Source organism: Mycobacterium sp. 1165196.3, assembly GCF_001673415.1.
In the GTDB taxonomy this organism is placed as follows: domain Bacteria; phylum Actinomycetota; class Actinomycetes; order Mycobacteriales; family Mycobacteriaceae; genus Mycobacterium; species Mycobacterium europaeum_A.
The window spans coordinates 1-14,093 of the sequence record NZ_LZLU01000086.1 but is presented as its reverse complement, the minus strand read 5'-3'; the positions used below and the strand labels follow the sequence as shown (position 1 = coordinate 14,093).

Sequence of the window (14,093 nt, the reverse complement as noted above, 5' to 3'; positions counted from 1 at the left end):
CAGCGCGGCGGTCGACGAGGCAAACAGCGGCGCGTTCGCCGACGCCAGCGCGGCCCCGCGGGCCAGCGCGGTCTCCGGTTCCTCGGCCACACTCACGTCGAGGAAGGTCGTCGACTGCAACACCGGCTTCAGCGGCCCGACGTCGATACCCGAGCCGACCAGCAACAGGCCGCCGGGCAGCAGTTCCAGCTTCTCCATCCCGGCGACCATCGCGCGGAGTTGCGCGGCGGCATCGCCGTAGGACTGGGCGTGGATCTGTTGCTTATAGACGTCGGGGATGGAGCCGTCGGAGGTCTCGACGACCGCCAGCGTCGCGGTGTCGGGTTCCACCAGCAGCACGGCGGTGCGCTCGTAACCCATTGCCCCGCCGACGTTTTGCGCCAACGCCGCCGCGGCCAAAAACGCCGACACCAGCATGACGTTGTCGATCCGGTGGGCGGTCAGCGCGTCGCGCAGCGCCGCGGCTTCGAGTTGATCCGTCCACGTCACGCCGATCGACGACAGTTCCATGCCGGCGTCGGCCGCGCCCTCACGGGTGCCCAAGATGGCCGAGATCACTTGGTCGGGCCCGGTCGCGGTGGCCGCATCGTCGACGTCGGCGACGTCGAACACGTCCTCTTCTACGGTTGCGCCGTCGGCGTATTCGCCTTCCAGGACGACCATCTGGATCGATGACGGTGCCATCGACACCCCGAGCACGATATCCAATACAAACCCCTCCAAAGGTATTGCACGATGAGCCACGGCCAGGCGGAGGAAAAACCAATGGCTAACTAAGTATCGCCCAGCAGGGGTGCGGGAGGGCCGCTGCGAACCTATGTAGTCCTTATGAAGTTCTGATAGGACCGCGACGGGGTGGGTCCCCGCTGGCCCTGGTACTTCGAACCTACTTGCGTACTGCCGTAAGGATGTTCGGCGGGACTGGTCAACCGCAGAATGCACAGCTGACCGATCTTCATGCCCGGCCACAGCGTGATCGGCAGGTTGGCCACGTTGGACAGCTCCAGCGTGATGTGACCGCTGAAGCCGGGGTCGATGAACCCGGCCGTCGAGTGTGTGAGCAGGCCGAGGCGGCCCAGCGACGACTTGCCCTCCAGACGGCCGGCGAGGTCGTCGGGCAGGGTGATGAGTTCCAGCGTCGAGCCCAGCACGAACTCCCCGGGGTGCAGGACGAACGGCTCGCCGGCGACGGGTTCGACCAAGGTGGTCAGCTCGTCCTGTTGCTTGGCCGGGTCGATGTGGGTGTAGCGGGTGTTGTTGAACACCCGGAACATGCAGTCAAGTCGCACATCGATGCTCGACGGCTGCACCAGGGCGTCGTCCAGCGGGTCGATGCCCAACCGCCCGGCGCTGATTTCGGCCCTGAGGTCGCGATCGGAGAGCAGCACGCGACGAGCCTAGCCTCCGGGGGACGCGTTCAGCGGAGATAGACCTCGCCGCCGGTCGGATATCCGCCGCCGGTGGTCGTGACGTGCACGTGGTCATAGTGGCCGAGCCGGCTCGGCTGCGCTCCGCCGGGCGTGTAGTAGACGCCGCGCCAGATCGCGTCCTGGATGCCGAAGCGGTTGGCGTTCTGCAGCACGTAGGCGACGATCGCGTTGCCCAGCGCGATACCCTCCGCCGATTCCGGGTCGGGAATCATCACGTCGAGCGCCAGCCCCAGGGGGTGCCACGGCAACGGATCCGGGCGCACTCCCCCCATCTCGTGGATCTGGGGAAAGTCGGCGGTGATGCTGCGGGCGACCAGGATCGTCCGGACCTGCAGGCCGCGTTCGGGAGCGACGTCGGCGGTCAGCAGCGGGGCCCGGGTGTGATACCGCGAGGCCGCGGCGGGCTCGGCATCGCCTACGCCGGTGAGGAGGCGATTGGACGCCACGGTCACGATTTCCGCGCAGCACGGCGCGGGTTCGCTGATAACGGGCTTGGCCTCGACATGCGGCGCAATTGGGGTGACGTCCGAGGACACCGCGAAGAACACGGCGGCGGGGGCGAGCACCGCAGCCAGGGCCACCGACGGTTTACGTCGCTTCCTGGCTAACCTGTGCCGACCCACCCCGAGCACATTACGGCGCAATAACGGAATAATAAATATGCGAATGTGAATTTGTGAAAGGAATAACTCCGCTTCGGTGCGACGGCGCGCGACGGCCGCAGCGCCGTAGTCGATGAGCGGTCCTGACCTCGACGGCTCCCGTCGGGTGCTAGCCTTCCTTGGCGAGAAGTGCCGATGTAGTTCAATGGCAGAACATCAGCTTCCCAAGCTGAATACGCGGGTTCGATTCCCGTCATCGGCTCCACGTTTACCCGCGGCGATGCGGCGCGATGACGACGCCGTGTCAGCGTCACGGTGATCCATTGAACGGCCGGCCCCCGCGCGACATGTTGGTCTCAGCACGCGTAAGCGCCCATGCGCCTCACGACACTTTGTCGACCTCGGACTCGCCCCGGATGCGGAGGGGGCGTACCGAAACACGGCACCTCTACGGGCTGCTGGCGCTCCAGGCCGAGTCGGAGCGCCCGGATTTCAAAGACGCTGTGCCCCAAGAGCGTTGGATCCACAACTGGTCAAGGTTCGCCTTGACCGACTCGGCTCCCGGGGGAAGTGCGATGCGCTCGACTGAGCTGTATATCCGCTCCATGCATGACCGTACCGCCGCACTTGCTCGTCGCTGTCCCATGCCCCAGGAAACCGCTTCGGCCGTCAGATCATCGACGTCGATGCCGTCAATACCCGTCTTCCCGTTGATCACATGTCCGGTGCCCTTGAATGCGGGATCCAGGTAGATGACCGGCGCGACGTCGTAGATCGGTGCCAGCGACACACTGCCATCACGGCCGATCATCACTGAGTAGTTTTTTGAGTGCGCGTCACTATTGCCAATGACGACGTTAAACGTGACTGCCTGCAGCAACGCCAATCGAAAGCCGTCAGGATCCAATGCCCTCGGTGCGGCCGCGCGTGCCACGCGTCGTAGCCTCGAGCCCAAACTTGTTGCTTCGCTGGTGCTCTCGTATTTGGCCGCGGGATCGAGACCTAGTGCCTGACAGAAATCTTCTTGATGCAGCCGAGTGCCGTCAGGGCCTCGGTCATAGCGGACCACGACAATGGCCGTGCGTCCACCGAAGCGCTCTATTCGCGGCTCTGCGGCATCGATGCCTGCGCCGCGCGCCACTCGTAGCGCCCAATCTTCCGTCTGAATGAGAAGCTTCACGGCGCCGCCGAGCGGCTCGGGTTTGATGATGTGCGTTGAAGCCGCACCTGCTTCAGGCCAACCCCATTCGCCGTTGGGAAGAGCTACCAAGAGCACTTTGTCCTGAATACCGGCGAGCGATGCCTGTGGCGTGGTGCCCTCAGGTAGGTGGTAGGTCGGCAGGTCCGCGATCAGAGTGTCGACTTCCTGCTTCGTCAATCGGCGGACCCGGCCGGCACCGGGTTGCGCTCCTTCGGTAAGAATCTGGACCGCACCCGCACATTCCGCGCCCAACCGTTCTAATAGCGTCATCGTGTCGTTGACTGGCGCACCAGCCTCGGTGGCGATGTGGCGACGCAGGTTGCCTTCTGGCAAAAGACCTTCGATGAATGCCGAGACCTGCAACTTGCCGTCCCGGTCCTGGACAGGTTTTCGCGAGATGGGTAATGCCAAGGACAGGACTCGGCTTCCCTCGCCGAAGGTGTCGAGCGCTTCCTCGGTGAACTCCAGACGCAGACGGAAGCGGCGCGGCTCGCTCAGCCGTGCGACGTGGACGCCGTACAGCCAGACGTCAAGCGCTTTGCGCGCCATCGATTGTCGTCATTCGGGAAAACTTCGGCACTAGCGCCAGCGCCATGCCGCACTCCGAAAGCGCGCGCAGGGCTATATCGACGCTGACAGATTCTCCCCGTTCGAGACGGGAGATGGTCATACGATTGACTCCGATGCGGTTGGCGAGCTCATCCTGGTTGAAGCCCCTGTCCTGGCGCGCGCGCCGGACGTGTTCGCCGAATTCGATGGTGTCGTATACCAACGGTACTTGATGATGCATATTTTAATCATACGGTGGATATGCCCCGATGATCAATATTTTTATCATTGGGCCCCAAGCGCCTGATGATTAATATTTCTATCATCTCGAGCGCGGACTCGAATGATCGAAATATATAGCACGCACGCTCCATCTGTAGCGGATGCGCGATGGAGAAAGAACGCCGAGCGGCCGGGCAGCATAGCGCCGAAACCTCGCCCACAGCAATCGGTTTCATAACGCCACCCGGCGCGCCGGCAAGCGCGTAACCCGCTGGTAGCTTTACCGCCATGGGTGCTTTGGACGGACGCGTGGCTTTTATCACCGGCGGAGCTCGCGGACAGGGCCGCTCGCATGCGCTGGCCCTGGCCGCCGAAGGAGCCGACATCGTCGTCGCCGATGCCCCGCAGGCGATGACGGACCTGACCTATCCCCTGGGCACCGAGGACGACCTACGGGAAACGACCAAGCTCGTCGAGGAACTGGGCCGGCGTTGCGTGCCGATCACCTTGGACGTGCGCGACGCGGCCGCGGTCAACGCCGCGATCACCCAGACGGTCGCCGACCTAGGCAGCCTCGACATCGTGGTGGCCAACGCCGGAATCGTCAGCACCGGGGTGCTGGAAGACGTCAGCGACGTGGTGTGGCAACAGCTGATCGACACCAACCTGACCGGCGCCTTTCACACCCTGCGCGCCGCGATACCGGTGATGCGCCAGCAGCGGTTCGGCAGGATCGTCGTCACCTCCTCGATGGGCGGCCGCATGGGCATCCCCGAGCTGGCCGCCTACAACGCCACCAAGTGGGGCGTCATCGGCCTGGCGAAGTCCGCCGCCCTCGAGGTCGCCAAGGAGGGCATCACGATCAACGTGGTCTGCCCCACCACCACCCAGACGCCGATGGTGCAACCCACCGGAAGCGACGACGTCCCCGACGACCTCGTGCGCCGGATGACCAAAGCCAACCCGATACCGCAACCCTGGCTACAGCCCGAGGACGTCAGCCGCGGCGTGGTGTACCTGGTCACCGACCCCGGAGTGATCACCGGAAGCGTGCTCGAGATCGGCCTCGGCGGCAGCGCACGAATCCACTGACGATCGGCTCCGCATGCAGTCGGCGGGCCGTCTAGTTACGGACCCCGTTCAGAAACAGCATGAATTCTGAAGACGCGGGAAATTCACCCGCCGCGGACGGAGATCGCCCAGCGGCGCGCAAGAGGTCGGTCACGTTCGCGTTGTGTGTTACCCAGCCACGCTCCGCCAGATACACCGCGGGATCTTGCCGGGGCCCCGAAAAGGTCAGTCCTAGCAAATTGAGGCTGGAGTCACGCTGGCACCACTGGTCATGGAACTCGCTGAGAAATTCATTGATCAGATCGGGACGACGGATGTCGGTGTGGTCGGCCACTATCCGGCTGCCCGGGGCGCTCAATCCCGTGATCGCATCGAGTATTTCGTCGTGCGCCCGGGGTGGCAGATAGCCGACCAGGAGACCTTCCACAATCCATGCTGTCGGCTTAGAGTCGTCAAACCCCGCTTGCAGCAATGCTTTCGCCCAGTCACGTCGGAGATCGACGCCCACGCAACGGTGGTGCGTCGCCGGCGCGCATCCCAGCTTTGCCAGGATATCTCGCTTCCAGCCGATGACTTCGGGTTGATCCACTTCATAGATGGATATCCCCGACGGCCAGTCCAATCGGTACGCGCGGCTGTCCAATCCGGATGCCAAAATCACCGCCTGTCGAAGACCCAGGAAGCACGCCTGGGTGGCGAAGTCATCGAAGGCTCTACTGCGAAGACCGAAATACGCCGGAAGCCAGCCCGCCCCGATCTCCGAAAACGAGACCAGTCCATCGACTATCTGGGTAAAAAGCTTGATTCCGACTGCCCGAACCAAATCCTCGGCGAACGGGTCGTTGATCAGCGGGTTGGGGCTCTTGCTGGCGACGGCCCGCGCCGCGGCCACCATCGTGGCCGTGGCTCCCACGCTGGTTTTCAAACCCCAGCTATCGTCGTCGGTTCGGGTCATGTTCGCTCCTTTGGGATTTCGGTTGCCAAGATTTGTCGCGTCGAAAGCTTTGGGTAGCGGCGCGCGATTCGGGCAGCAGGCGAGTTCCCCGGCATCGAAGCCCTAGCCACGGTATTGATCAACCTTGGCGGCGTAGTCATCGAGCAGTCGAAGTGACTCGTCGGTCGGCACCGTGGGTAACAGGAGCGCCACCTGGCCGAACCCCAGCTTGTCGGCCACGGCCCAATAGTCGGGATCGACGGGCGCGCCGAACATCGCCAGCGGGACGTCGTAGCCCGCACCGTCACGCATCTCGTTGGTCCGCATGATCAAGGCCTCCACCGGCGTTGGGACGGCTAGCCATCCCGCGTTGTGCCGGATCACCCGTTTCACCGCTGCCGCGGAGTTGCCGCCGATGAAGACCGGAGGATGCGGTTGCCGGACCGGCTTGGGCCGGATGTAGGACGCGTCGAAATTGACATACGTGCCGTGGTATTCGGCGGGTTCGTCGCTCCACAGCGCCTTGACGGCCTCGATCCGCTCGTCGAGCAGCGCACCGCGCGTCTTCGGGTCGGTGCCATGGTCGCGCAGTTCCTCGAGATTCCAGCCTGCGCCCACGCCCAAGGCGAACCGGCCGTTCGATATCAAATCGATGCTCGCGGCCTCTTTTGCCACGATGATCGGATCGCGTTGGACCAACAGCGCGATACCGGTGAACAGTTCGATTCTCGACGTCGTCGCCGCGGCAGCGGCCAGCGTGACGAAGGGATCGAGGGTCCGGTAAAACTCGGGGGGCAAATCGCCGCCGAGTGGATATGGCGACTGCCGGCAGGCCGGTATATGGGTGTGCTCGGCCACCATCAGCGAAGTGAAGTGCCGGTCTTCGATCGCGCGAGCGAGCGACACCGTGTCGATGCTGTTGTCGGTTACGAACGTGGAAATACCAAAGTCCATTTGATCCTCGACCATTAGTCATGCAAGGGGTTGCAGCGTCCCGCGTGACTTCCGAAACGACCGCCACCGCAATGCAACCTGTGCGGGTGGCCGAATCGCCGGACGCCTCGAGAAACCCCCTTGCTGTCCTCGTGATCAGCGTCGCCGAGACCGCGGACGCCAACCAGACTGCGGCTTTACCGGTAGCGGCGCAGACAGTCAGCGGGTGCTGCGTGCGTGCAATCGTCAGTCGGTTTCCGTACCAGACCGGCCAGCATCTGCAGAGCCGGGCCCCCGACGCCATCGACGTTGAGACCGCGGGCGAAGCGCGGCGACAACGCACGAGCCAACCGGGTTAGCGGCCAGGATTGTCGTCGGAACCGCACTGACGGCGATCCGATGTTCGCTACGCTTGACCCCGATTGATCAATCGCCTGGGAAGTTGGGGCCAGGTAATGGCTGAAAAACCCAAGGCTCGCGCCCCGGCGTCGGGAGCGAGCGAGGTCGTGGCGGAGTTAGCCGCTGCCGGGTTCGACAACGCCCGCCAGATCGCTCGGGGCGCCGCCGGGGTGGTCTATTGCTGTCGCGAGACAGCGCTCGGGCGCAATGTGGCGATCAAGGTGCTGCCGACCTTCATCGACGACGTCGGCCGCGAACGGTTTCTGCGCGAGGGCTACGCCATGGGCGGGCTCTCGGGGCACCCGAACATCGTCAACATTTTGCGGGTCGGCCTGACCGCGAGCGGCCGCCCCTACATTGTCATGTCGTACTGCCCCGCGGGCTCGCTGGGCCTGCGGGTGCAGCGCGAGGGCCCCATCGCCTGGCCGGAAGCCGTGCGGATTGGCGTAAAGCTCTGCGGCGCACTGGAAACCGCACACCTGAGCGGAACGCTGCATCGCGACATCAAGCCCGCGAACGTGCTCGTCAACGACTACGGCGAACCGCAACTGACCGACTTCGGGACCGCCCACATCGCCGGCGGATATGAGACGGCGGCCGGATTGTTCTCCGGCACAATCGATTACCTCGCGCCCGAGGTGATGGCGGGCGATCCTGCGACGGTCGGCAGCGACGTCTATTCGCTTGGCGCCACCCTGTATTCGCTCATCGCCGGCAACCCCGCCTACGAGCGCCGCGGCAGCCAAGACCTGCTCGCGCACTACACGCGGATCAACAACACGCGGGTCCCGGACCTGCGTCCCGGCGGGATCCCCGACGCGGTGTGTGCGGCGATCGAGACGGCGATGGCGGTCGACTTGGCCGAGCGGCCGGCGTCGGCGGCGGAGTTCGGTCGCGGACTGCAGGAGAGCCTGCGCCGCAACGGCCTGAAGCCCGACGCGATGGCCATCACCGCCGTCGGCGCGGGCGCGGGGCGCACGGTGGGCGGCTCGGCGGGTCTGGCGAAGCCGCGGACCTCGCCGGCCGGGCATGGCGGGAAGGCGGGGGCACCGGCCGCGCGACCGCCGCGCATCGCCAAACCGGCCCCGCGAAATGCCGACCCGGACAGCACCTCGCTGATCCATCCGCTCACCGATCGCCGCGCGACGCCCGCACCGTCGCGCTCCACCGGGCCGCAGCGGGCCGGGCCACGCGCCCCGGACCGGCGAGGCCCAATTCCGGCCCGGCCCAACACCTCCGAACCCACCGAGGCGATCGCCGAACCGACCAGCATGACCGACGCGATCGCGCCGCCGAGCGACGCCGACCCACCCGCCGTCGCGCGTCGCGGGCCGGCCGCCGGGGCGGTGAAGTGGCTGGGCTCGTCGGGCAAGAAGGGCAATCGCCTGACGGCGCCCCTGATCGTGCTGGGGATCGTGGTGGCGGTGCTGGTGCTCGGCGGCGGCGTCTACGTGCTGCTCACCCAGGGCAACAAACACCACCAGCCCGCGGCCAGTCAACCGAGCGGCCAAACCGTGAAGTGGCAGCCGATCACCAACGCGCGCATCGCGCGCCAGGCGGCGGCGACCACGCAGGCCGATGGCACGATCTGGATCTTCGGCGGATTGGGCAGTAACCACGCGCTCGTCGCCAACCACGAGGGCTATGACCCGGTGATCGACAGCTGGAAGAGCGGCGACGATCTTCCGGTTCCGGTTCAGCACGCGATGGCGGTGACGTGGCGGGGCAACCCGATCGTGCTCGGCGGCTGGCGGGCCGCGGGAGCGCAAAAGGTTGCCAGCGACCAGGTTTGGCGGGTGGTCAACAGCCACTGGGTCGAGCTGCCCCACCTGTTGCAACCGCGGGCGGCGGCCGCGGCCGCGGTCGTGGGCGACCGCATCGTCGTCACCGGCGGCGTCGACGCGAACGGCGCCCCGCTGAACACCACCGAGGTCTTCGACGGCAACTCCTGGACCCTCGGCACGCCGATCCCGACCCCGCGGCAGATGCTGGCCGCGGCGTCGGACGGCAAGCTGGTGTACGCGGTGGGCGGCAGCAACGGGACCACCGACCTGCCGACCGTCGAGGCGTATGACCCTGCCGCGAAAAGCTGGACGCGGTTGCCCGACCTCCCCCAGCCACGCGGTGATCTCGGCGTGGCGATCGCCGATCGGCGGTTGGTGGCCGTCGGGGGGCAGTCGGCCGGGCAGGTCCTCAAGAGCGTGTCGGTGTTCGATCTGACCACGAACGCGTGGGCCGGCTTGCCGGATCTTGCGATTGCGCGCCACGGCATGGCGGTCGACGCGGTGGGGCAAGCCGTGTTCGCGATCGGCGGGTCGAGCGAGGTCGGCGACGGCCAGGCCACCTCGTCGGCCGAGGCGCTGCAGCTGCCGGCGCGCCGAATCCAGCCCGCCGCGCAATGGCGTTCCCTGCCCGATGCGCCGACGCCTCGGCTGATGACGGCGTGGACCGTGCTCGACGACAAGATCTGGATCGTCGGCGGCCTGCGCGACGGCGTGGCGTTGTCGACGGTCGAAAGCTACGACCCGCGCGCCGGCACCTGGCAGCCGCAACCGCCACTGCCAATCCCGCTGCACCACGCCGCCGCGGCGACCTATCACGGCGAGGTGGTGGTGCTCGGCGGCGCCAGCAGCGACCTCACCCAGGCGTCCACCAAGGTGTTCGCGTTGCGCGCCGGCAAGTGGGTCGAACTGCCGAACCTCACCCACGCCCGCGCGGCGCTGGCCGCCGCGGTGGTCGGCGACAAACTCGTGGCCGTCGGCGGCCAGAACGCCAAGCAACTCGTCGGTCAGACCGAGGTCTTCGACGGCAGCTCGTGGCACGACGCGGCAGACATGCCAACTCCGCGTGAACATCTCGCGGCGGTGTCGGACGGCACCTACGTCTACGCGGTCGGCGGCAGATTCCTGTCGGCCGACAAGAACTCCGCGGCGTTCGAACGGTTCGACCCCCAGTCCGGCAGCTGGACCAAATTGGTCGACATGCCGACCCCCCGCGGCAGCTACGGCGCCGCGTTCATCGACGGCCGGATCCTGGCGGTCGGCGGTGAGGAGCCGACGCGGGTGTTGGGGGTGGCCGAGATGTACGACATCGCCAACGGAACCTGGAGCGCGCTGCCCCCGATGCCCACCCCGCGTCACGCCGAGGCGGTCGCGACGGTGGGTAACACCGTCTACTGCATCGGTGGCGCGAACCGGCCCACCCACGAAGGCCCGGTCGCTACGGTCGAGGCCCTGGACTTCATCTAGCGGTGACGGCGGATCAGTGGCGCTTGAGCCGACTGCGCCACCCCACGAATCCCGCGTACACGATGGTCAACAGCGCCAGCATGCCCACGTCGAACAGCCAGGTCGAGGCCGTGTGCTTGAAGTGGCGGTCTTTCGGGGCAAGCGGGCCGGGCTCGATGGCCCACAGGTCGACCGTCGAGGCCTGCGCCGCATAGCCCCACCGCGAGGGCACCGCCCACGACATCTGGTCCAGGCCGAGCCGGTTGGTGACCGGGACCATGCCCCCGCAGAGCACCAACTGCAGCATCAGGGACACCACCAGCAGCGGCATGATCTGCTCGTTGGACCGGGCCAGGGAGGACAGGACCAGGCCGACCATCGCGGCGGCGACGCACATCGCGGCGGTTGCGACGTATAGCTCGAGGGTGGCACTGCCCAGCAGCAGGGCCGGGCGCGTCGGCGCCCCCTTCCCCAGGATCGTGATGGTCGTGGCGATCGCCGACTGAATGACGGCGAACACGAAGAACACCGCCATCTTCGCGAGCAGATACGCCTTGGTGGACAGGCCGACCGCCTGTTCCCGGCGAAAGATCGGGCGCTCGCCGATAAGGTCGCGGATGGTCAGCGCGGTCCCCATGAACACGGCGGCCATGGTGAGCAACATCAACACCGAGCCCGGCTCGTCGGAGCCGTCGCCGCTGGGATCGGCGACACGGAATCCGGTCGAGCCGGGAACGGTGAGCGACAGCGCGCCCATCACGAACGGCAACAGCGCCAAGAAGATGAAGTAGGCGCGGTCGGCGACGATCAGCCGAACCTGGCGGCGCGCGATCGTGGCGAACTGACGACGGGTGCTCGAGCGTGCCGGCGCGCCCAGGTCGGCCGGCTTCTCCGCCTCGGGTCCCGCCGGCGGCGGTTTGAGCTGGGCCAGGAACCGACGGTTGGCCTCGTCGGGGTCCGCCCCCACCATGCCGAAGATCTTGGCCCAGTTGGTGGTTCCCATGGTCGCTTCGATTTCGTCGGGCGGCCCGCAGTACGCCGTCTTGCCGCCGGGCGCCATCAACAACACCTGGTCGCACAGGTCGAGATAGCTCAGCGAGTGCGTCACCACCAGCACCACCCGACCGGCGTCGGCCAACTGCCGCAACATGGTCATGACCTGTAAATCGAGCGCCGGATCCAGGCCGGAGGTCGGCTCGTCGAGGATCAGCAGCGACGGCCCGGTGAGCAGCTCGAGTGCCACCGAGGCACGCTTGCGCTGCCCGCCGGACAGCTTGTCCACCCGCGTGTCGGCGTGCTTGGTCAGCCCGAGTTCCTCGATCACCTGCGCGACCACCTGCGCGCGGTCCTCTTTGCTGGTGTCGGGCGGCAGGCGCAGCTCGGCGGCATAGTTCAGCGCCTGGGTCACGGTCAGCTGGCGGTGCACGACGTCGTCCTGGGGCACCATCCCGATCCGGCTGCGCAACGACGCGAAGCTGGCGTGAATATCGTGCCCTTCGAAGGTGATTGAGCCCGAGCTGGGACAGGTGGCGCCGGCGATCAGCCGCGACAGCGTGCTTTTACCGGCCCCGGACCCGCCGATGAGGGCGGTCAGCGTGCCGGGCCTGGCGGTCAGCGAGACTTTGTGGATCAGGCGTTTGCTGTCGATTTCGAAGTCGACCTCGCGCACCTCCAGCCCGCCGGTGCGGGTGGCCGCCTGGGCGCGACGGAGCAGGATCTCGCCGTTGAACACCAGGTCGACGTTGCCGATGGTGACGACGTCGCCCTCGGTCAGCGGCGCCGACAGGATTCGGGTGCCGTTGACGAACGTGCCGTTGATGCTGTGGGCGTCGTGGATCTCCATCCCGGTCGGGCCCGGCACCAGATAGGCATGCTGGCGCGACGCCAGGACGTCCGAGATGACGATGTCGCTGTCCTCGGCGCGGCCGATCACGGCGGCGCCGGTGGGTGGCGCCGCGAGCCTCGACCGGGACCGCTGCACCGCGCGCCGCAGGTTGGTGCTGTCGAACTCCGCAGCTTCGAGGGCTTGCGCGCCGATCTCGGTCAGCGGTTGGCCCTTGGCCGGCACCCCGGCGGGCCGTTCGGGCGGCGGTTGGGGACCGCGGGGAGGCGGCGGTTGGTTCGGATAGCCGACGGCCCGGCGCGGGCCGCTGGCCTGTGGCGATGCCGGAGGCGGCGGCCCGTGGCGCAGCGGGGCCGGCTGCTGGCGCGCGATGCGGGGAGCCGAGCCGCCGACGGGCTGCGCCGGCTCCGGGCGAGGGGGCCGCATGGCACCGGGCCGGGCCAGGGCCTGCATCCCCTCGACCGTCGGCGGCAGCTGACCCACGGTCCGGTCGGGGCGTTCGATCACGAAGCTCAACCGCGGCCCGTCGGGGCTTCCGACGTTGATGCTCTGGCCGTCGCGGATGTCGACGACGGACACCCGGCTCCCGTTGACGAACATCCCGGTCGGCGATCCGTTGTCGATCGCGAGCCATTTGCCCCGGTCGAACCGCAACAGCAGGTGCGCGCGGGCGATCCGCGGATGGGCGACCCGCATGTCGGCACGGAGGTCACTTCCGACGATGAGATCGTGGCCCGCAGCGAAACTGCGCCGTGACCAGTCAGATTGAACAGTCAGCACGGGCGGTGCGGGCCTACTCATCCCATCAGTATTCGACCCGTCGCCACCAAGCGCCAGCGGTTTGGTCATATTGGTCGCCGGCCGCGCTTCGCATTTGCTGGACGGGTCCCTCGCCGTCGCGACGGGCGCCCGGGTGCCCGGGCCGCGCCGTCACAACACGGTCACGATTCGCGGCCGACGGCTCGTCGGGCTGGCTTTTGCGGCCGGCTGTCCGAGCGCCTGGTCACCGCGCCGCGACGCTAAACCTCCCGTGCCCAAACCGTGACCGTCGCGTGCCCAAAAATCAACGCGCCCTTACGCTTCCGCAGGTCAACGCCCATTTATCATCCCTATTACAACTCTGTCAGTTAAAAGGAATTGGAGCCATGCGGACGGGTGTTCGGTGTGTTCTTGCGGTGATCGGAACCGCGGCGAGTGTTGTCGTGACGCCGGCCGGGGTGAGCCTGGCGGCCGCCAACGAGTCGCATGGGTTTGCGATCGCGTCGATTTCCCCGGGCCGCGACGAGGTGGTCGGCGTGGCGCACCCCATCCAGGTGCGCTTCAAAGCGCCCATCACCAACCCGGCCGACCGGCAGGCGGCCGAGCGCGCCGTCGACGTCAAGTCGACGCCCGCGATGACCGGCAAGTTCGAATGGCTCGACAACAAGGTTGTGCAGTGGGTGCCGGATCGATACTGGCCGGCGCACAGCACGATTCCGTTGACGGTGGGCGGCGCGGGCAGCGACGTCGGCGGTCCCGCCTCGGCGCCGTCGATGCTGACGGTGAAGGTGTGTTCGGAGATGCTGGCGACGCCGATCACGGCGGGGCCCGTTTTGATCTCGGCGGCCGCGCCGCCCACCGTCAACGGAATCGTGCTGTGCGCCGGCCAGTATCGATCCGGCACCCACTGCACAACCTTGTTG

At 66.9% G+C, this 14,093-nt stretch carries 10 protein-coding genes, 1 tRNA gene and 1 pseudogene; 4 read left to right on the top strand and 8 right to left on the bottom strand.

Features of this window, described 5'->3' with window-relative positions; translation table 11 throughout:
• The 3 genes and pseudogenes from A5659_RS08985 to A5659_RS08975 form a co-directional block, all read right to left on the bottom strand.
• Window positions 1-684: pseudogene (locus A5659_RS08985) on the bottom strand (hypothetical protein); the annotation flags it as partial.
• Between the two features lie 131 nt (window positions 685-815).
• Window positions 816-1,388: a dCTP deaminase gene (gene dcd / locus A5659_RS08980; protein WP_066879589.1), complete on the bottom strand. Its 573-nt coding sequence runs from the start codon at window positions 1,386-1,388 to the stop codon at window positions 816-818.
• A 29-nt stretch (window positions 1,389-1,417) separates the two neighbouring features.
• Window positions 1,418-2,053, bottom strand: coding sequence for a hypothetical protein (locus tag A5659_RS08975; RefSeq protein ID WP_197497954.1), 636 nt, complete (start codon window positions 2,051-2,053; stop codon window positions 1,418-1,420).
• Between the two features lie 170 nt (window positions 2,054-2,223).
• Between A5659_RS08975 and A5659_RS08970 the strand changes: the two genes are divergently transcribed.
• A tRNA-Gly gene (locus A5659_RS08970) sits at window positions 2,224-2,297 on the top strand.
• Between the two features lie 183 nt (window positions 2,298-2,480).
• Here A5659_RS08970 and A5659_RS08965 read toward each other — a convergent pair.
• The gene (locus A5659_RS08965) at window positions 2,481-3,782 is read right to left on the bottom strand and encodes a type II toxin-antitoxin system HipA family toxin (RefSeq protein WP_067180474.1); all 1,302 of its coding nucleotides are present in this window, start codon (window positions 3,780-3,782) and stop codon (window positions 2,481-2,483) included.
• A complete protein-coding gene (locus A5659_RS08960; protein WP_066866685.1) occupies window positions 3,763-4,023 on the bottom strand; it encodes a helix-turn-helix transcriptional regulator in 261 nt (86 codons plus the stop codon). Before A5659_RS08960 ends, A5659_RS08965 begins: the two co-directional genes overlap by 20 nt.
• A gap of 269 nt (window positions 4,024-4,292) precedes the next feature.
• Between A5659_RS08960 and A5659_RS08955 the strand changes: the two genes are divergently transcribed.
• Complete coding sequence (locus tag A5659_RS08955) at window positions 4,293-5,096, top strand: mycofactocin-coupled SDR family oxidoreductase (RefSeq protein WP_066866682.1); 804 nt, start codon at window positions 4,293-4,295, stop codon at window positions 5,094-5,096.
• A gap of 31 nt (window positions 5,097-5,127) precedes the next feature.
• On the opposite strand, the gene A5659_RS08950 is transcribed toward A5659_RS08955, so the two are convergent.
• Both A5659_RS08950 and A5659_RS08945 read right to left on the bottom strand, forming a co-directional pair.
• The gene (locus A5659_RS08950; protein WP_067180472.1) at window positions 5,128-6,030 is read right to left on the bottom strand and encodes an SAM-dependent methyltransferase; all 903 of its coding nucleotides are present in this window, start codon (window positions 6,028-6,030) and stop codon (window positions 5,128-5,130) included.
• A 102-nt stretch (window positions 6,031-6,132) separates the two neighbouring features.
• Window positions 6,133-6,963 carry an LLM class F420-dependent oxidoreductase gene (locus A5659_RS08945; RefSeq protein ID WP_067180486.1) on the bottom strand — a complete coding sequence of 277 codons (831 nt, stop codon included), beginning with the start codon at window positions 6,961-6,963 and terminating at the stop codon, window positions 6,133-6,135.
• Between the two features lie 434 nt (window positions 6,964-7,397).
• On the opposite strand from A5659_RS08945, the gene A5659_RS08935 reads away from it, so the two are divergent.
• Window positions 7,398-10,589, top strand: coding sequence for a kelch repeat-containing protein (locus A5659_RS08935; RefSeq protein WP_067180469.1), 3,192 nt, complete (start codon window positions 7,398-7,400; stop codon window positions 10,587-10,589).
• Between the two features lie 13 nt (window positions 10,590-10,602).
• Here A5659_RS08935 and A5659_RS08930 read toward each other — a convergent pair whose 3' ends face one another.
• A complete protein-coding gene (locus A5659_RS08930; RefSeq protein WP_066863388.1) occupies window positions 10,603-13,212 on the bottom strand; it encodes an ATP-binding cassette domain-containing protein in 2,610 nt (869 codons plus the stop codon).
• A gap of 344 nt (window positions 13,213-13,556) precedes the next feature.
• Here A5659_RS08930 and A5659_RS08925 point away from each other — a divergent pair.
• The coding region (locus A5659_RS08925) for an Ig-like domain-containing protein (RefSeq protein WP_231997783.1) at window positions 13,557-14,093 on the top strand (537 nt) is incomplete at its 3' end.

Coding starts and splice junctions, on each gene's coding strand:
- A5659_RS08965 (WP_067180474.1), bottom strand. CDS start 3,782: ATGGCGCGCAAAGCGCTTGACGTCTGGCTGTACGGCGTCCACGTCGCA.
- A5659_RS08960 (WP_066866685.1), bottom strand. CDS start 4,023: ATGCATCATCAAGTACCGTTGGTATACGACACCATCGAATTCGGCGAA.
- A5659_RS08945 (WP_067180486.1), bottom strand. CDS start 6,963: ATGGACTTTGGTATTTCCACGTTCGTAACCGACAACAGCATCGACACG.
- A5659_RS08950 (WP_067180472.1), bottom strand. CDS start 6,030: ATGACCCGAACCGACGACGATAGCTGGGGTTTGAAAACCAGCGTGGGA.
- A5659_RS08935 (WP_067180469.1), top strand. CDS start 7,398: ATGGCTGAAAAACCCAAGGCTCGCGCCCCGGCGTCGGGAGCGAGCGAG.
- A5659_RS08930 (WP_066863388.1), bottom strand. CDS start 13,212: ATGAGTAGGCCCGCACCGCCCGTGCTGACTGTTCAATCTGACTGGTCA.
- A5659_RS08955 (WP_066866682.1), top strand. CDS start 4,293: ATGGGTGCTTTGGACGGACGCGTGGCTTTTATCACCGGCGGAGCTCGC.